At 63.4% G+C, this 19219-nt stretch carries 18 protein-coding genes; 10 read left to right on the top strand and 8 right to left on the bottom strand.

Annotated elements, in window-relative coordinates; translation table 11 throughout:
- Window positions 1-74 precede the first annotated feature (74 nt).
- A complete protein-coding gene (locus tag ATC00_RS04385) occupies window positions 75-971 on the top strand; it encodes a LysR family transcriptional regulator (RefSeq protein ID WP_064252094.1) in 897 nt (298 codons plus the stop codon).
- 16 nt (window positions 972-987) lie between these two features.
- Here the strand turns inward: ATC00_RS04385 and ATC00_RS04380 are convergent, their stop codons facing one another.
- Window positions 988-2262, bottom strand: coding sequence for a DUF3422 family protein (locus ATC00_RS04380; RefSeq protein WP_037379163.1), 1275 nt, complete (start codon window positions 2260-2262; stop codon window positions 988-990).
- A gap of 195 nt (window positions 2263-2457) precedes the next feature.
- Between ATC00_RS04380 and ATC00_RS04375 the strand changes: the two genes are divergently transcribed.
- The 6 genes from ATC00_RS04375 to ATC00_RS04350 all read left to right on the top strand — a co-directional run bounded on the left by ATC00_RS04375 (window position 2458) and on the right by ATC00_RS04350 (window position 8928).
- Window positions 2458-3249: a FadR/GntR family transcriptional regulator gene (locus tag ATC00_RS04375; protein ID WP_082912011.1), complete on the top strand. Its 792-nt coding sequence runs from the start codon at window positions 2458-2460 to the stop codon at window positions 3247-3249.
- 267 nt (window positions 3250-3516) lie between these two features.
- The gene (locus ATC00_RS04370) at window positions 3517-4023 is read left to right on the top strand and encodes an NUDIX hydrolase (RefSeq protein ID WP_037378995.1); all 507 of its coding nucleotides are present in this window, start codon (window positions 3517-3519) and stop codon (window positions 4021-4023) included.
- A gap of 208 nt (window positions 4024-4231) precedes the next feature.
- A complete protein-coding gene (locus tag ATC00_RS04365; protein WP_064252092.1) occupies window positions 4232-5740 on the top strand; it encodes an inorganic phosphate transporter in 1509 nt (502 codons plus the stop codon).
- Between the two features lie 10 nt (window positions 5741-5750).
- A complete protein-coding gene (locus ATC00_RS04360) occupies window positions 5751-6488 on the top strand; it encodes a 16S rRNA (uracil(1498)-N(3))-methyltransferase (protein WP_064252091.1) in 738 nt (245 codons plus the stop codon).
- A 146-nt stretch (window positions 6489-6634) separates the two neighbouring features.
- The gene (locus tag ATC00_RS04355; protein WP_064252090.1) at window positions 6635-8008 is read left to right on the top strand and encodes a glutamate--cysteine ligase; all 1374 of its coding nucleotides are present in this window, start codon (window positions 6635-6637) and stop codon (window positions 8006-8008) included.
- A gap of 101 nt (window positions 8009-8109) precedes the next feature.
- Window positions 8110-8928: a DUF937 domain-containing protein gene (locus ATC00_RS04350; RefSeq protein ID WP_064252089.1), complete on the top strand. Its 819-nt coding sequence runs from the start codon at window positions 8110-8112 to the stop codon at window positions 8926-8928.
- Between the two features lie 272 nt (window positions 8929-9200).
- Here the strand turns inward: ATC00_RS04350 and ATC00_RS04345 are convergent, their stop codons facing one another.
- On the bottom strand, window positions 9201-9497 hold the full coding sequence (locus ATC00_RS04345; protein ID WP_037378985.1) for a DUF1127 domain-containing protein: 297 nt from the start codon (window positions 9495-9497) through the stop codon (window positions 9201-9203).
- A gap of 208 nt (window positions 9498-9705) precedes the next feature.
- Here ATC00_RS04345 and ATC00_RS04340 point away from each other — a divergent pair, with 208 nt between their 5' ends.
- Both ATC00_RS04340 and oxyR read left to right on the top strand, forming a co-directional pair.
- A complete protein-coding gene (locus tag ATC00_RS04340; RefSeq protein WP_037378983.1) occupies window positions 9706-10656 on the top strand; it encodes a LysR substrate-binding domain-containing protein in 951 nt (316 codons plus the stop codon).
- A 152-nt stretch (window positions 10657-10808) separates the two neighbouring features.
- Window positions 10809-11720 carry a hydrogen peroxide-inducible genes activator OxyR gene (gene oxyR / locus ATC00_RS04335; protein ID WP_037378980.1) on the top strand — a complete coding sequence of 304 codons (912 nt, stop codon included), beginning with the start codon at window positions 10809-10811 and terminating at the stop codon, window positions 11718-11720.
- A gap of 37 nt (window positions 11721-11757) precedes the next feature.
- Here oxyR and ATC00_RS04330 read toward each other — a convergent pair whose 3' ends face one another.
- From ATC00_RS04330 to ATC00_RS04310, 5 genes are all read right to left on the bottom strand, one after another.
- Window positions 11758-12633: a dienelactone hydrolase family protein gene (locus ATC00_RS04330; protein ID WP_064252125.1), complete on the bottom strand. Its 876-nt coding sequence runs from the start codon at window positions 12631-12633 to the stop codon at window positions 11758-11760.
- Window positions 12634-12754: 121 nt separating this feature from the next.
- On the bottom strand, window positions 12755-13780 hold the full coding sequence (gene adhP / locus ATC00_RS04325) for an alcohol dehydrogenase AdhP (RefSeq protein WP_064252088.1): 1026 nt from the start codon (window positions 13778-13780) through the stop codon (window positions 12755-12757).
- Between the two features lie 197 nt (window positions 13781-13977).
- Entirely contained in the window at window positions 13978-14394 is a 417-nt protein-coding gene (locus ATC00_RS04320) for an MAPEG family protein (RefSeq protein WP_037378977.1), read from the bottom strand.
- Window positions 14395-14473: 79 nt separating this feature from the next.
- Window positions 14474-15976 carry an IMP dehydrogenase gene (gene guaB / locus ATC00_RS04315; protein ID WP_064252124.1) on the bottom strand — a complete coding sequence of 501 codons (1503 nt, stop codon included), beginning with the start codon at window positions 15974-15976 and terminating at the stop codon, window positions 14474-14476.
- A 190-nt stretch (window positions 15977-16166) separates the two neighbouring features.
- The gene (locus tag ATC00_RS04310) at window positions 16167-17150 is read right to left on the bottom strand and encodes an MBL fold metallo-hydrolase (protein ID WP_064252087.1); all 984 of its coding nucleotides are present in this window, start codon (window positions 17148-17150) and stop codon (window positions 16167-16169) included.
- 170 nt (window positions 17151-17320) lie between these two features.
- On the opposite strand from ATC00_RS04310, the gene ATC00_RS04305 reads away from it, so the two are divergent.
- Entirely contained in the window at window positions 17321-18730 is a 1410-nt protein-coding gene (locus ATC00_RS04305; RefSeq protein WP_064252086.1) for a DHA2 family efflux MFS transporter permease subunit, read from the top strand.
- Window positions 18731-18833: 103 nt separating this feature from the next.
- On the opposite strand, the gene ATC00_RS04300 is transcribed toward ATC00_RS04305, so the two are convergent.
- Window positions 18834-19217 (bottom strand): VOC family protein, encoded by a 384-nt coding sequence (locus tag ATC00_RS04300; protein WP_064252085.1) that lies wholly within the window; start codon window positions 19215-19217, stop codon window positions 18834-18836.
- Window positions 19218-19219 lie beyond the last annotated feature (2 nt).

Here is a 19219-nt window from a genome sequence, read left to right as displayed (position 1 = left end):
AGCGGAATGCACTATGACCGGCATTTGGCAACTGCTAAGCATTCTTTCGTTCTTGGAGAAAATGGCCGCAATTCATGACGAATCTTGGGGATCTCGAAGTCTTCGCCCGCGTGGTTTCGACCGGCAGCATGTCGGCGGCCGCCCGCGCGCTCGGCCTCTCCGCGGCGGTGATCTCAAAGCGCGTCAAGCGGCTCGAGGAGAGGCTCGGCACGCGTCTTCTGCAACGCACGACGCGGCAGGTCTCCTTGACCGAAGCCGGACAGGGCTTCTATGACCGCGTCCTCGGTGTCCTCGCAGGCATCGAGGAGGCGGAGGCCTATGCATCGGGGCGTTCGTCGCAGGCTCAGGGGACCTTGCGCATAACGGCACCCACCTCTTTTGGACGCATGCATATCGCGCCGCACCTGACCGGTTTCATGAAGGATCATCCCGACCTGAAGCTTCATATTGTGCTCAGCGACGAATTCAGCGACATCGTCGCCGACGGCTTCGATCTCGCGATCCGGATCGGCGAACTCACCGATTCGAGCCTCGTTGCCCGCAAGCTCGCGCCGGTCCGGCGGCTACTCTGCGCGGCACCAAGCTACATCGCCCGGCACGGCGCACCCAAGGAGATCGGCGATCTCACCGAGCACATCTGCCTGCCGGCCCATAACAACGAGAACTGGAAGCTGGAGGGCCCGGGCGGTTCCCTCGCCTACCGTCCGGAAGGGCCGCTTGTCACCAATTCGTCAGAGATCATCCGCGCCGCGGTCATCGCCGGAGCGGGAATCGCGCTCCGCTCCACCTGGGACGTCAGCGCGGAACTGCGCGACGGGCGCCTAGTGCCAGTGCTGCCGGAATGGGAAGGGTCACACGGCCTGACGCTCTCGGCCGTCTATCCGAGCCGCCAGTTTCTGCCGGCCAAGGTTCGGCTCTTCGTCGACTATCTCGCCGCCCTCTATGGCCCCGTTCCTTACTGGGAGCAGTAATCCGACAAGGGCGCCGTCACTTGTGCGCACTCTCCTCGTGATGGCGGCGGATCCGGCGGACGATCAACCAGACGCCGAGAACCGCGAAGGGCACCGCAAGGCCCGTCAGCACGCCCGGATCGATCGGGATCTCGTGGCTAACGGCCTTGGCGAGATAGCCGAACAGCCCGACGACGTAATAGGAGATCGCGGCGACGGAGAGGCCTTCGACGGTCTGCTGCAGGCGCAATTGAAGCTTTGCTCGCCGGTCCATCGAATTGAGCAGCGCGCTGTTCTGCCGTTCGAGTTCGACATCGATCCAGCTTCTGAGCAATGCCGTCGCACGGGCGAGCTTGCGCGACAGGTTCGCCTGACGCTCCTCGACCGACTGGCAGGTGCGCATCGCCGGCGCCAGCCGGCGCTCGAGGAAGGTGCCGATCGTCTCGTAGCCGGGCACCGGCATTTCGGAGAGCGTCCGGATACGTTCCTGGACAATGCCGTAATAGGCGCGGCTCGCTCCGAAGCGATAGAGGCTGAGCGCTGCCCCGGCTTCGAGATCGGCGGCAAGCCGGGTGATTTCAGCGAGCATCTCGTCGGCTTCCTCGCGGACATTCTCCTTCATCCGTTGGGTGACGGCGGTCAGGCCATCCTCGGTCCGGCGGATTTCCGGCGACAGCGATTGCGCCAGCGGCAGGCCAAGCATGGCCAGCGTGCGGTAGGTCTCGATGTCGAGCAGGCGCTGGATGAGGGCCCCCGTGCCCGCCTCCGTCAAGCCCCGGTCGAGGATGAGGATCTGCGTAAGACCGTCGCCGTTCTGCCGGAAGTCGGTCAGCAGCACCGCCTGGCCGTTCTTTGTCTCGCTGTAACAGAGACTTGTCGGGTCGAAGGCCTTGATCGCCTCTTGGGCTTCCGGCGTATCCGGGCGGATTTCCAGGCGGATACCGGAAATCAGCAGGCCCGGCGGGGAGAAACCGTCGCCGAAAGGATGGATCGGCACCTCGCCGCCGAAGCGCTCCGGCGCCGGCGCGTCCCAGAAATAGGTGGAGAACTCGGTATGACGCTCCCAACGCAATGTCCCCTGACCCCAGGGCATGGCGTGGTGGTTTGCATCGCGGCCGGGCGGCGCGATGCCGCGCGAGCGCGACAGTTCCGACAGCACGGCATGGTCGACGACGGAGCCGCCTTCAGTGATGAAGGCCAGCTGAAAGATGACGCGTGGCGTCGTTACCAGCGCATAGGGTCGAGAATGAACTTCGCCGAGCACCTGGGCGCGCAAGGCCGCCGCTGGAAATCCAAAACTTGCCTTCACCATGAAGCGCTTCATCCCCCTCACGCATTCATCACCTTTTACTTATCAACCGGGGGAGCAAAAAGAACAGGACGCATTGACGCAGTTTGACTTTTATCAGCCGCGGCCGAGCAAGTGGACAATCGATTTGACCACTTCATGGGTCCTGCTAGATTGCCGCGCCAGGCGGGAGAGCATTCCGTCCCCAGGAGAGTTGCGGTGACCGAAGACCAGAGCGACCTGTATGCGCGTATCAGCCACAGCCGAACGGCGGACGAGGTCGTCCAACAGCTCGAGCTTCTGATCCTGGAAGGCGTGCTGCGCGACGGCGACCGGCTGCCGGGCGAGCGGGAACTTGCGAAAAGGCTCGACGTGTCGCGGCCGATCCTGCGCGAGGCGCTCAAGGAACTGGAGGTCCGCGGATTGCTCGAGAGCCGCCACGGAGGCGGAACCTTCGTCGCCGATGTCGTCGGCCAGATCTTCTCAAAACCGCTGATCGAGCTCATCGGCCGTCACCACAAGGCGACGCAGGATTATCTCGAATACCGGCGCGAGCTCGAGGGTCTGACGGCGGAACTCGCCGCAATGCGGGCCACGGATTTCGACCGCGACCTTCTCACCCGCATCATCGAGCGGATGCGCGAGGCGCACGCGAGCGGCAATTTCGACGACGAGCTCGAAGCCGATGTCGAGTTGCACAACGCCATCGGCGAAAGCGCCCACAACATCATCCTGCTGCATACGCTCAGAGCCTGCTACCGGCTCCTGACCCAGGGCATCTTCTTCCATCGCAGCTCGGTCTTCAGCGCGCCGGGCGCGCGCGACCGGCTGCTCGCCCAACACGAGGCGATCTATGCCGCCATCATGGCGCGTGATCCCGCGGCCGCCAAGGCGGCCGCGCAAAGCCACATCGACTTCGTCGCCGCCGCCGCCCGCGATGCGGAGCGCAGCGGCGAGTGGGCCCGCATCGCCCGACTGCGCCTCAAGCAGCGCGACCGCACCGGTTCCTAAAGCGGGAACGTCACCGGGCAGGTATTGCTTATCGCTAGGCACGCGTCGCGAAGTTCCTGAACCGATTTTAAATTGAATGCGACCGAGACTGTCGCCTTCTGGCAGGCGACGCACCCAATGACTATATGTATCCACAACGCTGCCCCGCTCACGGAACCGCAACGCTTCTTATCAGTTATTGATCCGCTGACGTCATTTACACGCAATGCTGGGGCGCCATAATTTGAATGGCTATTTGAACGTGATTCGACAGGAGTATTGAGCCCCTTGACCCTCTTGCACCGGCTGGCATCTGATGTGCACTTGATGCTGCGTCGACCGGCGCGCATGCAATATGCCGCGCTGTGCTACCGCATTCGCAAAAAAACGAAGTCCCCGGAAATTCTCCTGCTCACCAGCCGCGACACGGGCCGTTGGGTCATTCCCAAGGGATGGCCGATGCAGGGAAAGTGGGCGCACGAAGTCGCCGAACGCGAGGCCTATGAAGAGGCTGGCGTGAAAGGGAAGGTGCAGAAGGCCGCCATCGGCTCCTATGTCTACAAGAAGCGCATGGATCATGGCTTGAAGATTCCTTGCAAGGTCCAGGTCCACGCCCTCGAAGTCGACAGTCTCTGCAAGAATTTTCCCGAGAAGGGCGAGCGGAAGCTCGAATGGGTCGATTGCGAGGAGGCGGCCAGGCGCGTCGCCGAACCTTCGCTGAAGGAACTGATCCTTGGCTTCGGCAAGCGGATGGCCGCCGCCCACCCCCCGGAGCCTGCGGCATCCGAGGTCTAAAGCGCGTCTTCAAACGTGTTCGAGCGACGCACTTTAGGTCGCTGATCTTTGCAGTCGTCATCCAAGATCCGGACTCTTTTGGGCAACATGTATTTGGCGGCAGCCCCGGCGCCGCGTGGCGCGCCCTTCTCGTCGCTGCCCTTCCAAACATCGCTTGAATATGCCACCGCGCACCGCTACTGGCGAATGTGACAAGGGAGAAACATTTGTGGCCAAGCCGCGCCTGCACCTCGAGAAGCTGACGATCGACAAGGATCTCGACAAGGTCAGCCGTGCCGAGGAGGCATCGCAACATGTGATGCGCAGGCTTGCCGCCCCCGGCCTCGGCCTGCTCTTCCTGATCCTCAGCATGGTGTTCGCAGCCAGCTATTTCACCGGTGCGTCGGGTCTGGCCATCGTCGTGGCGGGAGCCGCGATCGCCGCCTACATGGCCATGAACATCGGCGCCAACGACGTCACCAACAATGTCGGAGCCGCGGTCGGCGCGAAGGCGATGACGATGGCGACGGCACTCGGCATCGCAGCCGTCTTCGAAATCGCCGGAGCCGTGATCGCCGGGCGGAAGGTGACGCTTACCATCGAGGCCGGCATAGTCGACGGTGCGCGATTGCTCGGCCCCGAGGTCCTGGTCTGGGTGATGATGGCGGCGCTCTTGTCTTCGGCCGTCTGGATAAACATCGCCACTTACGCGCGCGCGCCGGTCTCGACCACCCATTCCATCGTCGGCGGCATCATCGGTGCCGGTCTGGCGGCCGAGGGCTTTGCCAGCGTCAAATGGTGGGCGATCGCCGGGATCACCGCGAGTTGGTCCGTCTCCCCACTGCTTGGCGGCGCCATCGCCGCCCTCTTCCTCGCGTTCCTAAAGGAATTCATCATCTACCGCGACAACAAGATCGAGGCGGCGCGGTACTGGATGCCAATCGTGCTCGGCGTCACGGCAGGTTCTTTCGCCGCCTATGTGGCGGTCTTCGGGCTCGTCCATCTGCAGGTGATTTCGCTCTGGACCGGTCTCCTCTTCGGCACGCTCGCCGGCATTGCCTGCTACGGGCTGTGCAGGCCGTGGATCCATCTCCAGTCCGTGGGGCTCGAGAACCGCAACCAGTCGCTTCGCAAGCTGTTCCGCCTGCCGCTCATCTTCTCCGCCGCACTGCTCTCCTTCGCCCACGGCGCCAATGACGTGTCGAACGCCATCGGGCCGCTCTCGGCGATCGTTTCGGCGGTCAACGGCACGATATCGGCCGCGCGCTCGGAGGCGCCCTTCTGGGTGCTGCTGATCGGCGCCTTCGGCATCTCCCTAGGCCTGCTTCTCTACGGCCCGATCCTGATCCGAGTCGTCGGCGAGGAGATCACCCGCCTCAATCCAATGCGGGCCTTCTGCGTGGCGCTGGCGACGGCGGTCACCGTCCTCCTGGCATCGGCGCTGGGTCTGCCGATCAGTTCCACGCATACGGCGGTCGGCGCCGTGTTCGGCGTCGGCTTCTTCCGCGAATGGTACATACGCCATTCGCGGCGCCGGCTGGAATATATCCGACGGCGGACCGGACAATCCGACTTCATGGGCGAGGCGATCGAAACGAATTTCGCCGAGGTGCGCCGCCGCCGGCTGGTGCGTCGCTCCTACTTTCTGACGATCGTCGCCGCCTGGGTGATCACCCTTCCCGCTTCAGCGCTGCTCTCGGCGCTCGTCTATCGCCTCCTCGCCGGCCTGTTTTTGTGAGGGCAACCGAATGCGCGCCAATTTTCGCATGCAGCGACTGTTCGTCGAAAGCCCGCTTCACAGCGGGGCGAAACACGAGGCCACGAAGGAACAGTTCAACTATCTCGTCAACGTGCTGCGCTTTAGCGAAGGGTCGTCGGTCCTGGTGTTCAACGGACGGGACGGCGAATGGCGTGCGGAATTGTCCCTGCCGTCCCGCAAGCACCTGGTTCTGACGGCAAGCGAGCAGGCACGTGCGCAGCCTGCGCCCGCAGACCTCGTCTATCTGTTTGCTCCGCTCAAAGTGGGGCGGCTCGACTATCTGGTCCAGAAGGCCGTCGAGATGGGCGCCGGCGTGCTGCAGCCGGTGATGACCCAGCATGTGCAAGGCAAGCTCGGCAATCTCGACCGCCTGCGCGCCAATGTGATCGAAGCCGCGGAACAGTGCGGCGTTCTCGGCATCCCCACGGTGGAGCCGCCGCGAAAGCTCGAAGATCTCCTGGCGGACTGGCCGAGCGAGCGGCGCATCATCTTCTGCGACGAGGGCAATGAGAGCCAGAACCCGCTGCCGATCCTCAATAAGATCAGCGAGCGCCGCCTCGCCCTGCTGATCGGTCCGGAAGGCGGCTTCTCGGAAGCCGAGCGGGTGCTGTTGCGCAGCCTCGACTACGTCACCGCCATCCCGCTTGGCCCGCGCATCCTGCGCGCCGATACGGCCGCCGTGGCCGCGCTTGCGGTCATTCAGGCAACGCTTGGCGACTGGCGATGATGCCCTTGACCGGCAGCGGCACGGGCACGGAGTTTTTTTGACTGCATCTTGAAAGAAATTGACTTGCACCGCACTTGATTACGGTTCAAGCACCCTCCATCCAGTCCCGCTGCCGGCGGGATCCCGCACATACGAAGAAGACGAATATGGCCCGAGACACCACCGACCAGACGCCGGTCACTTCCGTCGCCGACCTGACCGACTATCTCGCGTCCGGATCGAAGCCGAAGGAGAGATTTCGGATCGGCACGGAGCACGAGAAATTCGCCTTCTTCAAGGCAGACAACAGCCCAGTGCCCTATTTCGGCGAGGCGAGCATCGAGGCGCTTCTGAAGGGCATGGCTCAAAGGAACGGCTGGGAGCCGATCCTCGACGAGGGCAACATCATCGGTCTTGCCGACCGCGGCGGCAACGGCGCGATCTCGCTGGAGCCCGGCGGTCAGTTCGAGCTTTCCGGTGCGCCGCTCGAGAACCTGCATCAGACCTGCAAGGAATCGAACCAGCACCTCGCCGTGCTTCGCGAACTCGCCGAGCCGCTCGGCATCCGCTTTCTCGGCATCGGCGGCAGCCCGAAATGGAGCTTCGAAGAGACGCCCCGCATGCCGAAGTCGCGCTACGCGATCATGACGCGCTACATGCCGAAGGTCGGCACCAAGGGCCTCGACATGATGTACCGCACCTGCACGATCCAGGTGAATCTCGACTTCTCCTCCGAGGAGGACATGCGGCGCAAGATGCAGGTTTCGATGAAACTGCAAGCGCTCGCCACCGCCCTCTTCGCCAGCTCGCCTTTTACCGACGGCAAGCCGAATGGGCTGCTTTCGTGGCGCGGCGACATTTGGCGCGACACCGACAACCGCCGTGCCGGCCTGTTGCCGGCCAGCTTCCGGCCGGACTTCGGTTTCATCGATTACGTCGAATGGGCGCTCGACGTGCCTATGTATTTCGTCGTGCGCGACGGCCACTATCATGACTGTACGCATGTCACCTTCCGCCAGTTCATGAACGGGGCGCTGAAGGGAGAGATCGCCGAGTGGCAGCCCAATATGGGCGACTGGACCAATCATCTTTCGACCCTCTTCCCCGACGTCCGGCTGAAGCGGTTCCTTGAGATGCGCGGCGCCGACGGCGGACCTTGGCGGCGGATTTGCGCGCTTCCCGCCTTCTGGGTGGGCCTGCTCTATGACGATCAGGCCTTGGCGGACGCCGAGGCCCTTACCCGCGACTGGAGCTACGACGAGGTTCAGGTTCTCAGGGACGCGGTTCCCGCCGAGGGTCTGGCCGCTAGGTTCAGAACGGCGTCGCTCTTCGACATCGCCCGCGAGGTGCTGACGATTTCGCGAGCCGGGCTGAAGCGGCGCAACCGTCTGAACGGCGACGGCATCGACGAGAGCCACTTCCTGGAGCCACTCGATGAGGTGCTGGCGAAGAAGGCGACGCTCGCCGAGGACCTGCTGGCCCTCTACAACGGCCGCTGGAATCGTTCCGTCGATCCGGTATTCACCGAATATCAGTATTGAGGAGCGAAGCGCCTCGCATCCTCGAACAAAAAGCGTTTCCAGCCCCTCGATTCCCGTTATAGTGCAACAACATGCGTCACTCGCCCCGGGAAGGAATCGCCATGGCACCGCTTTTTGACATGTTCGCACAAGCGCAGAACGGCCAGGCGATCGAGCTGATGGCGAAGCAGTTCGGGCTGGCCCAGGAGCAGATGGCGAAGGCGACGGCGGCACTGTTGCCGGCCTTCTCCACGGGCTTCAAGCGCAACACCGCCAATGCCTATGATTTCGGGGCGCTGCTGACGGCCCTTTCGACCGGCAATTATGTCAAGTATTTCGAGGATATGCGGCAGGCCTTCACGCCGGAGGGGGTGTCTGACGGCAACGACGTCCTCGGCCAGCTGTTCGGCTCGAAGGAGATGTCAAGGGCGATCGCGGCGCAGGCGGCGCAAATCACCGGCATCGGCCAGGAAGTCTACAAGCAGATGCTGCCGGTGATGGCGAGCACGCTGATGGGCGGCCTCTTCAAGGAGACCACCAATCAGGTGAACGAAGCGCTCGCCAACAATCCGATGATGACGCTGATGCGGCAATGGATGGAGGCGACCGGCCTCGCCAGGAAGCCCGAGCCTCAGCCAAATCCGTTCGACAACCCCTTCACCCAGGCGATGCAAGGTTTTTTTGGCGTCGGCAAGACGCAAGAGAAGCCCAAAACGCCTGACTTTTTCGTCGGCAACCCCTTCTTCAAGGCCTATCAGGACATGTTGCGCAGCAGCAGCGCCGCAGCCGAAAAGCCACCTCAGGAAAACCCCGCCTTTGCTCAGTTTTCGCAGATGATGAACAGCATATTCGACAGCGGGCTTGAGATGCAGAAGGAATATCAGAAGAACATCGACGCGCTGTTCGAGAGCTATAAGAAGGGCTCCGAAAGTAAGGCATGACTTGTAAGGGGCAAAGGCCCTTTCCGAACTTGCGCCTACAGATAAAAAAGCCCGGTACATGTCTTGGCATGTACCGGGCAAGCGGCAGGGTCTATTGGCTCATACCCTGCGGGGAACGCATCCGGCGATCAGCATCACCGTAACTGGAAATTTGCGGCATGATCCGCGCAATGGCGGCAAGCTTTCGCCGGATCATGCCGCAAATGACGCATCCTGCAGCGCCGCGCCTCTGTTCAGACGCGCAACGCGGGGCGGATGCGCCACGGGGAACGTCAATCGTGGCGGACACCCCGGTAGAAGAGGTTCGCCCGATTTCTCGACGCGCGGGTCAGGAAACAACCCGGATTGTCGAAAAAGGACGAGGTCATGGCCTCGTGCAGATCTTCGCGTTTCAGCCCCATGTCGAGCAGTTGCCGGTCGTCGAGATCATGCAGACGCGCAATCTGGCGGCGGTCTTGGTACAGGCGCCAGACACCCGTCAGCACGCCGATGACCGTTGCCGAACGGGACGCAAGCGATGGCTTGCCAGCAGCGAGGTCGAGATCGAGGGCGTGTTGGGTCGTGCGCATGACAAAAACTCCTTTTTCGGGCACGAAGAAGCCTATGCCCCTGCGCGGAGGTCACGCGCAGGGGCAGGCGGGAACGATGTGGTTGATCGGCGGTGAAGTCGCCGGGAGGATCGACGTGATTTGCACGCTATAAATCGCAAATCCTTATTGATCAGTCCAACGAATGTTTCTAATGATATTCATCAAACAATTTTATGGGTAACCGGCCATGTCCGCACCGCTCGACATCGATCAGTTGCAAACTTTCGTCGCCATCGCCGATACGGGCAGCTTCACCAAGGCCGCCGATCGTGTCTTCAAGACTCAGTCGGCGGTGTCGATGCAGATGCGCCGGCTGGAAGAACGCATCGGCAAACCGCTATTCATCAAGGACGGGCGCGGTAACCGGCTGACGGTCGAGGGCGACAGGCTTTTGAATTTTGCCCGGCGGATGCTGCGCCTCAACAACGAGGCGATCGCTTCCTTCGACGACAACAGGCTCGAAGGCACGCTGAGGATCGGCACGCCCGACGACTATGCTGACCGCTACATGCCCGAGATCATTGGTCGCTTTGCGAAGACGCACCCGAATGTCGAACTCTACATCGTCTGCGAGCCCTCGGCCGATCTCGCCGAGAAGATGGCAAAGGGCGACCTCGATATCGCGCTCGTCACCCACAATCCGCGGGTGCGGCCGTCCGACGTGGTCAGGACCGAGCCGCTCTGCTGGGTGAGCTCGATCAACCATCCGCTTCCGGAAAACGCACCCATCCCGCTTGCCGTCGGACGGCGCGACTGTATTTGGCGGCAGGCGGCCTGCGCCGCGCTCGATGCGACCGGCCGCGAGTATCAGATCCTGTTCACAAGCTGGTCCTCGACGGTCGTCGCTGCCGCGGTGCTCGCCGGGATGGCCGTCTCGGTGCTGCCGGAATCGGCGCTCCGCCCCGGCATGAAGGTCTTGACGCTCGCGGACGGCTTCCCGGCCCTCGCACCGGTACAGATCGGCATCATGAAGCGGCCCGGACTTTCGCCGTCGCTGTCGAACGCCATCACCAATCACATCACCGCCTGCCTCGACAATATCACGCCTATTGCAGTCAACGATGATCTCGACAACGACATCAAGGGCTATCCGCGCTATCCGCGCCTTAGGCAAAGCCATATGCTGCCCGGCTGGTAAGCCGCCTCGCGAACACAAAGACACGCCTCTTGCGAGGCGTGCCCTTCGCAGAGGCCGGCCCGCGGATCATTTCAGGCCCGCGCCGTATCGGCCAGCTAATCCGATAATCTGCGATTGTCCTTCGGCCGACTTTTCAATAAGCATATCCTATCATGCTGACGCTTCGACAGATGCGCTATTTCGATGCGCTCGCCACTGCCCGCCATTTCGGCCGAGCGGCCGAGCTCGCCCATGTCAGCCAGCCGGCCCTTTCGGCGCAGATCATGGAAATGGAAGAGCATCTCGGTGTCAAACTCGTCGAAAGAAGCCGCGGCGGCGTGTTTCTGACCGGAAAGGGCGAGGACGTGCTGGTGCGGGTCCGGGCAATCCTGGCCGATGTCGACCGGCTGGAGGAGAGCGCCCGGGCAAATTCGGGAACGCTCGAAGGGCGCACCCGCCTTGGCGTCATCCCGACGCTGGCGCCCTATCTGGTGCCGCGGCTCATTCCCTATCTGCGGGCGCGATATGCAGATATCGAAATCGAGCTCAAGGAGTCGCTGACCGACAGGCTGATCGCCGACCTTGGCGACGGCCGCCTCGACGCTGTCGTCGCCGCGCTGCCGATCGATGCCGACGGCATCGCCACGCGCCCGCTGTTTTCGGACCGGTTCTTCATGGCGGTGGCGGGCAACGACCGGAACGTGCTGATGTCGCCGATGACGGAGGAGCAGGTCGACATCTCGCAGCTGCTGCTGCTCGAGGAGGGCCATTGCCTGCGCGACCAGGCATTGGCCGTCTGCAACACCGCCGGCAAGCGGCAGTTGACGAGCTTCGGCGCCACATCCATGGCGACGCTCTTACAGATGGTGGCGAACGGCATGGGCATGACGCTCATTCCGGAAATCGCCATCCCGAGCGAGGCGGCCCGCAATGCCATCCGCATCGTACCCTTTGCCGACCCCGGGCCGGCGCGCGAGATCGGCCTCATCTGGCGCCGCAGCAATCCGCGCCGGCGCGACATGGACGCGCTGGCAGAAGCGATCGTCGACTGTGCCCGCTCGATATCCAAGGAAGCCCGGGGCTAGGAGAGCACCCGTCGCCCTGCCCCGAAGTCGGTACAGGTCAGGCGAGCTTCGTCTTCAGAAACTCGATCGTTCGCCCCCAGGCGAGATCGGCCGCAGCCTTGTCGTAGCGGGCGGCCGAGGTATCGTTGTTGAAGGCATGGTTGACGCCGTCGTAGATATGGATCGTGGCGTCCTTGCCGTTTTCCTTTAGCGCGTTGCGGTAAGCCTCGATGCCGGCATTGATGCGCTCGTCGAGGCCCGCATAATGGAGAAGCATCGCGGCCTTGATCTTCGGCACATCCTCGGCTTTCGGCTGGGAGCCGTAATAGGCGACCCCGGCCTTCAGGTCAGGAGAATTGACAGCCAGGCGATTGACCATGCCGCCCCCCCAGCAGAAGCCGATCGCTCCGACATTGCCGGTGCTTTCCGCATGTCCCTTGAGGAAGGTGACTGTCGCCACCGCATTGGCGTTGGTCTCACCCGCGTCAAGCGCGCCGATCATTTCGCGTGCCTTGTCCTCGTCGCTCGGGGTTCCGCCATCGGGTGACAGGAAATCCGGAGCGAGCGCGACAAATCCGTCGAGGGCGACGCGACGCGCGACGTCCTTGATGTGCGGATTGAGACCGCGATTCTCATGGATGACGATGACCGCCGGAAGCTTTTCGGGTGAATTGGCCGGTCTGACGAGATAGCCCTTCATCTCGCCATCGGCACCGGGATAGGTGATGTTCTCACCCTTCAAGCGCTCATCCGTCGCGGCTACCATTTCGGCCTTGGCGCTGTTGGCGGCGAGCATCGGCGCGATTGTCGCGGCGGCCGCCGCCGAACCGGCAAGCGCCGTCAGCCTCTCCATGAAGCGGCGACGATCCAGGGTCAGATGGGTGTATTCATCATAGGCATCGATCATTGCCTGGGTGATCACAGGCTTGTTCATGACGCTCTCCTCCGGCGTTTTTCCGAAGGCCGCGCAACGATAGCCGCGCCGCCCGCCGACAGGATAGGTCAGCGGGCGGCAGACACGCGTCAAAACTGCGTTACTTGCCGTGATCGATGCCTCAACTCAGGTCGAGAACGATGCGGCCGTCGATCTTGCCTTCTTCCATGCGCTCGAAAATGGCGTTGATGTTCTCGATCTTGTCCCAGGAGAAGTGGGCTCCGACCTTGCCCTCACCGGCAAACTCCAGGGCCTCCTCGAGATCCTGGCGCGTACCGACGATCGAACCGCGCACCGTGATGCGCTTCAGCACCGTATCGAAGACCGGCAGGCAGATCTGGCTTGGCGGCAAACCGACAAGGGCCATGGTGCCCTTCGAGCGCAGCATGCGGTAGCTCTGCTCCATCGCCTTTGGCGAGACCGCCGTGACCAGCGCCCCGTGGACACCGCCCGTCCGCTTCTGCACCTCCTCGATGGCGTCACCCGCCCTTGCATCGACGACGAGGTCGGCGCCCAGCCTCTCGGCAAGCGCGATCTTGTCCGGGTAGATGTCGGCGGCAGCGACATGCATGCCCATGGCCTTGGCATATTGCACGGCCATGTGGCCGAGGCCGCCGATGCCGGAGACGAGAACCCATTCGCCGGGCTTCACCTCGGTCTCCTTCAGGCCCTTGTAGACCGTGACGCCGGCGCAAAGCACCGGCGCGGCCGGTCCGAACTCCAGCTTGGCGGGCAGCTTGCCGACGAAATCCGGATCCGCCAGGCCGTACTGGGCGAAAGTGCCGTCGACCGAGTAGCCGGTGTTCTGCTGGCTGCCGCACAGCGTTTCCCAGCCGGTGCGGCACGGCGTGCAGCAACCGCAGGCGGTGTGCAGCCATGGGACGCCGACCCGGTCGCCCTCCTTCAGCCGCGACACGCCAGCGCCGAGCTTTGCGACGTATCCGACGCCCTCGTGGCCGGGGATAAAGGGCGGATTGGGCCGCACCGGCCAATCGCCCTTGGCGGCGTGCAGGTCGGTATGGCACACGCCCGTGGCCTCGTATTTGATCAGAACCTGCCCCGGTCCCGGCTGCGCTATGGGCAATTCTTCGATCACAAGCGGCTTGCCGAATTCGCGCACCACGGCGGCTTTCATCATTCCGGCCATATCGATCTCCTCCGATGTTCAATGTTGGCATTGGAACTTGCGCCAGCGCCGCATCACCCTCCGCCAAAGCAGCGCGTTGACGGACGCAAGCTTAGCGGCAGGGCCGGCCGTGGTCCCTTGACGCTCATCAAGCGCCGAGGGTTTCGAGGAGGAAATTGTCTCAGAGCTGAGACAGTCGGGCCGACCGACGACGATCGTCAGTTCATCATCATCCAGAAGGCAAGCCAGGCCCACATTGCTGCAAGCGTGACAAAGCCCGCCAGGAAGAGAGGGCCGCGGTGGCGGAGCCGATTGCTGGTCACATGGACGAAGGCGTGCGCGTAGCGGGAGCCGACGAAAACCCAGGCAAGGCCCACCGCCGGAACGCTGTCGGCTTCGGTGATATAGAGAAGCACGCAGCAGGCATGGAAGAGCACCGGCAGTTCGAACTGGTTGGCGATGCTGTTGCGCACGACCAGGCTCTCGCTCGGCTCGCCGCGGTTTTCGCGAAATTGCGACGGCTCAGCCTTGCCCGCACGGACGACCGCAGAGCGGCGCATCGAGAGAAGCGCGTAGAGCATGAAGACCAGCGCGACATGGGCGACGACGGGCCAGAATATCTCGAACCCCGTCATCGGTGCTCCGCTTTAAATTCCCAGATGGGAAGCTTGGGGGGGAAGAAAGTGGGACGCCGGACGGCGTCCCACGGAAAAATCAGGCGGCGCCCGGATAGTTCGGGCTCTCGCGGGTGATCGTCACGTCATGGGCGTGGCTTTCGCGAAGACCGGCACCGGAGATGCGCACGAAGGTGGCGCGTTCCTGGTATTCCCTGATCGTCGCGCCGCCGACATAGCCCATCGACGCCTTGAGGCCGCCGGCGAGCTGGTGCAGCACGCCGCCGACTGCCCCCTTATAGGGAACCTGGCCCTCGATGCCTTCCGGCACGAGCTTCAGCGTGTCACGGACTTCCGCCTGGAAATAGCGGTCGGCCGAGCCGCGCGCCATGGCGCCGACCGAACCCATGCCGCGATAGGCCTTGAAGGACCGGCCCTGATAGAGGAAGACCTCGCCGGGGCTTTCCTCGGTGCCGGCAAGCAGCGATCCGACCATGACGGCGGAGGCCCCGGCAGCGATCGCCTTGGCGAGGTCGCCGGAATATTTGATGCCGCCGTCAGCGATGACCGGGATGCCGGAGGCCTGCGCCGCCTCGACCGCCGCCATGATCGCGGCCAACTGCGGCACGCCGACACCGGCGACGATACGGGTCGTGCAGATGGAGCCCGGACCAATGCCGACCTTGACGGCATCGGCGCCGGCGTCGATCAGGGCCTTGGTGCCGTCAGCGGTCGCGACATTCCCGGCCATGATGCGGACCGAGTTCGACAATTTCTTCACCCGGCTGACCGCATCGAGCACGCGCTGCGAATGGCCGTGAGCGGTGTCGACGACGATCAGGTCGATACCGGCATCGATCAGCCGCTCGGCGCGTTCGAAGCCGTCGTCGCCGACGCTGACCGCCGCGGCGGCGCGAAGCCGTCCCTGGGAGTCCTTGGAGGCGTTCGGGTTCAACTGCGACTTCTCGATGTCCTTGACCGTGATCAGGCCGACGCAGCGTCCTTCCGGATCGACGACCAGCAGCTTCTCGATCCGGTGCTTGTGCAGCAGGCGCTTGGCTTCCTGCTGATCGACGCTTTCCTTGACGGTGACGAGGTTTTCCCGCGTCATCAGTTCATAGATCTTCTGCGCCGGATCGGACGCGAAGCGGACATCGCGGTTGGTGAGGATGCCGACGAGGCGGCCCTGCTTCTGCCCGCCGCTGCCGCCGTTTTCCACGACCGGAATGCCGGAAATGCCGTGCGCCTTCATCAGCCCCAGCGCATCGGCAAGCGTCGCGTCCGGCCCGATCGTCACCGGATTGACGACCATGCCGCTTTCGAACTTCTTGACCTGGCGGACCTCTTCGGCCTGTTCGGCCGGCGTCAGGTTGCGGTGGATGACGCCGATGCCGCCGGCCTGGGCCATGGCGATCGCGAGCCGCGCCTCGGTGACCGTGTCCATGGCGGCCGACAGGATCGGCAGGTTGAGGTCAATATCCTGCGCAATGCGGGTGGCGATGTTCGTCTGGCCCGGCATCACCTCGGAATGTCCCGGCTGAAGCAGGACGTCGTCGAAGGTCAAAGCCTCCAGACCGGTTGCCGTTTCGATGATACGCGCCATGGCCAGTTCCTCTTCGAATATACGAAAATCCCCGGGGACCATCAGCGACTTGTCCACCGGGTGACTTCAAAGCTTGTCTTGGAAGTTGGCGAGGGCTCGTAACACGGATATGTCAGAATGGAAATAGTCGGGGCCCGGAAATCTCCCGGGCCCCGCATATTTGTTGTTGCAGAGCAACAAAGCGCCGGATTCAGATGTCGAACTGGTAGGTTACCGGCACGAAGCGGTAGCCCTGGTCCTGCCGCTCGACGAAGCCGACCGCGGGGAACGGCATGTGATAGCCGATGAAGGGCAGCCGATCGGTTGCGATCATGTCGAAGACCTTGCGCCGTGTCGCGCCGGCGGCGGCCTTGTCCATGTCGAAGCGAACCTCCCAATCGGGCCGCTGCAGCGACAGGACGTAATGGTTGGCAGTGTCCGCGGTTAGAATCAGCGCCTTGCCCTCCGATTCGAGCCTGTAGATCATGTGCCCGGGGGAGTGGCCGAAGGCGGCGAGGGCGCTGATCCCCGGTACGACCTCGGCGCCGTCGGCGATGAAGGTGGTCTTTTCCGCCAGCGGCACGACCTTGGCAAGCACCGCCTTGTGGCCGTTTTCGGCGGGCGTGCCGATACGGGCCTGATCCTTCCAGAAGTCGAACTCCACCTGTCCGGTCACATAACGGGCGTTCGCAAAGGCCGGCTTGCCGCCCTCCGTGAGGCCGCCGATGTGATCGCCGTGCATATGGGTGATGACGACCACCGAGACCTGTTCCGGCGTATAGCCTGCGGCCCGGATGCCGTCGGCAAGTTTTCCGGTCCCTGCCTCCCGGCCGCCTTCGCCGAGCCCTGTATCGAACAAAACGATCTCCGATCCGGTATCGACCAGGACCGGCGAGAAGCCGTTGATGAAGCCGGCGCTCGGCAGGAAATTTTGTTCGAGCAGCGCGGAGACCGCCTCTGCCGACTGATTGGTGCCATAGGTCTCGTGCGGATTTTCCGAGGCGCGCGTGCCGTCGCTGATCACCGTCACCTTGAAGGTGCCGAGCTTGAAGGTCTTGAAAGCCGCATCATCCGTCATGGCGTCCTTTTCTGCACTTTCCTGAGCATTGGCAACTCCAGTCAAGAGGCCCGGCGCCGCCAAGGCAGCCGCCCCTACCCCGAACAGGGTTCGGCGCTTCAAACTATGCGTGATCATGATCGCTCCTGTAGATTGGCGCTGCCTTCGCATGCCAGCAGGCAAGAAGTAGCGGCCTTGACAGAAAAGGTCAGCCGGATCACAGGCATTTGATCCGCAATCGCTGGTTTTGCCCCGACAAAGCCATCGGGACCGTCTACCGGACGCGGACCCCGCATCCAAGGCCTCTCATGAACCGCATCGTCCCGATGATCCTCGCCGTCGCTCTCTTCATGGAGCAGATGGATTCCACCGTCATTTCGACGTCGCTGCCGGCGATCGCGCATGACATCGGCGTAGGGCCGATCACGCTCAAGCTGGCGCTCACCTCCTATATGGTGGCGCTCGCCATCTTCATTCCCTTGAGCGGCTGGATGGCGGACCGATTCGGTGCCAAGCGCATCTTTCGCGCGGCAATGCTCGTGTTCATCGCCGGATCGGTGTTCTGTGCCGTCGCAGACAGCCTTGTCGCTTTTGTCTTGTCGCGCTTCCTGCAGGGCATGGGTGGCGCCATGATGACGCCGGTGGCGCGCCTCGTGCTGGTGCGCGGCACCCCGCGCAGCGAGCTTGTCTCGGCCATGGCGCTGCTCACGATCCCCGCTCTCGTCGGGCCCTTGGCGGGCCCGCCGCTCGGCGGCTTCATCACCACCTATTTCTCCTGGCACTGGATCTTCCTGATCAATGTGCCGGTCGGCATTGCCGGCTATGTGCTCTCGGGCATCTACTTGCCGGAGATGGAGCGGCAAAACCCGCCGCCGGTCGACATTCTCGGATTTCTGCTCGGCGGCATCGCCGCCTCGGGCATCGTCTTTGGCCTTTCGGTCATCAGCCTGCCGGCCCTGCCGCCGGCGATCGGCATCGCTTCCGTCGCGGCGGGCATTGCCGCGACCTTCCTTTACATCTTCCACGCACGCCGCCATCCGGCACCGGTGCTCGACCTCAAGCTGTTTCGCGACAGCGCCTTCCGCGCCGCCTCGATCGGCGGCACGGTCTTCCGCATTTCCGTCGGCGCCGTTCCGTTCCTGATGCCGTTAATGCTGCAGATCGGCTTCGGCCTCAATCCGTTCCAGTCGGGGCTGATCACCTTCATCGGCGCCGTTGGCGCGATCACCACAAAATTCTTCGCCCGCCGCGTTCTCGCCTTTGCCGGCTTCCGCACGACGCTGATCATTGCCGCCGTCATCGCCGCCGGCATGACCTTCATCAACGGCTTCTTCACGCCGGCGACGCCTTACCTCGTCATGCTCACGATCCTGCTCATTGCCGGCTTCGCCCGCTCGTTCTTCTTCACCGGCGTCAACGCCCTTTCCTTCGCCGATATCGAGGACGCGGACGCCAGCAAGGCGACGTCGATGAGCGCGGTGCTGCAGCAGATCAGCCTTGCGCTCGGCGTGGCGGTGGCGGGCGCGATCCTGGAAATCCAAACCGCGATCGGCGGCGGACCGCTGGCACTCGACGACTTCCACATCGCCTTCATGATCATCGCCGTCGCCAACCTGCTGGCGGCGATCCCCTTCCTGACCATGGCGAAGAATGCCGGCGCTTCCGTCTCCGGCCATCGAAAGGCGCTGCGGGAAGCCGAGGCGACAGCGGGTAAGTAGAGCGTCCTACAGGAACATCGCCGGCCGTAGCCCCTCTGCCCTGCCGGGCAGGGGGTGGGTTCCACCTCGATTGTCTTCTCAGGCAGGCCGTACGTATCCTGCCCTATTCCGGCCGTTCGCAGACGGCGGCAATCTTGTTGCCATCGAGATCGCGGACCCAGGCGCCATAAAAATGCGCGTGGAACGGCCGCAACCCCGGCGCGCCCTCGTCCGTGCCGCCACTAGCAAGCGCCACCGCGTGGAAGGCATCGACGGCGCTCCGCGTCTCGGCCACGAGCGCGATGCTCACGCCGTTGCCACAGGTGGCAGGCTCGCGGTTGAACGGGGTGACCACCCAGAAGCGGACGCGCACATCGCCGTCGGCGCCGTAGCCGATCTCGGTTTCGTCCCACCGCTGCCGCCGAAAACCCAGGGTCGCGACAACCGGATCATAGAAGGCGCCGGCGCGTTCGAGATCGTTGGTGCCGACCGTGACGTAAAGCAACATCG

The sequence above is a fragment of the Sinorhizobium americanum genome (assembly GCF_001651855.1).
Taxonomy (GTDB): Bacteria; Pseudomonadota; Alphaproteobacteria; order Rhizobiales; family Rhizobiaceae; genus Sinorhizobium; species Sinorhizobium americanum.
Note: the sequence above shows the minus strand (reverse complement) of the source record. Positions and strands in the feature narration are given on the sequence as shown.

Coding starts and splice junctions, on each gene's coding strand:
- ATC00_RS04310 (WP_064252087.1), bottom strand. CDS start 17,150: ATGATCACGCATAGTTTGAAGCGCCGAACCCTGTTCGGGGTAGGGGCG.
- oxyR (WP_037378980.1), top strand. CDS start 10,809: ATGCTGACGCTTCGACAGATGCGCTATTTCGATGCGCTCGCCACTGCC.
- ATC00_RS04330 (WP_064252125.1), bottom strand. CDS start 12,633: ATGAACAAGCCTGTGATCACCCAGGCAATGATCGATGCCTATGATGAA.
- adhP (WP_064252088.1), bottom strand. CDS start 13,780: ATGGCCGGAATGATGAAAGCCGCCGTGGTGCGCGAATTCGGCAAGCCG.
- ATC00_RS04360 (WP_064252091.1), top strand. CDS start 5,751: ATGCGCGCCAATTTTCGCATGCAGCGACTGTTCGTCGAAAGCCCGCTT.
- ATC00_RS04305 (WP_064252086.1), top strand. CDS start 17,321: ATGAACCGCATCGTCCCGATGATCCTCGCCGTCGCTCTCTTCATGGAG.
- guaB (WP_064252124.1), bottom strand. CDS start 15,976: ATGGCGCGTATCATCGAAACGGCAACCGGTCTGGAGGCTTTGACCTTC.
- ATC00_RS04300 (WP_064252085.1), bottom strand. CDS start 19,217: ATGTTGCTTTACGTCACGGTCGGCACCAACGATCTCGAACGCGCCGGC.
- ATC00_RS04355 (WP_064252090.1), top strand. CDS start 6,635: ATGGCCCGAGACACCACCGACCAGACGCCGGTCACTTCCGTCGCCGAC.
- ATC00_RS04345 (WP_037378985.1), bottom strand. CDS start 9,497: ATGCGCACGACCCAACACGCCCTCGATCTCGACCTCGCTGCTGGCAAG.
- ATC00_RS04385 (WP_064252094.1), top strand. CDS start 75: ATGACGAATCTTGGGGATCTCGAAGTCTTCGCCCGCGTGGTTTCGACC.
- ATC00_RS04380 (WP_037379163.1), bottom strand. CDS start 2,262: ATGGTGAAGGCAAGTTTTGGATTTCCAGCGGCGGCCTTGCGCGCCCAG.
- ATC00_RS04320 (WP_037378977.1), bottom strand. CDS start 14,394: ATGACGGGGTTCGAGATATTCTGGCCCGTCGTCGCCCATGTCGCGCTG.
- ATC00_RS04340 (WP_037378983.1), top strand. CDS start 9,706: ATGTCCGCACCGCTCGACATCGATCAGTTGCAAACTTTCGTCGCCATC.
- ATC00_RS04350 (WP_064252089.1), top strand. CDS start 8,110: ATGGCACCGCTTTTTGACATGTTCGCACAAGCGCAGAACGGCCAGGCG.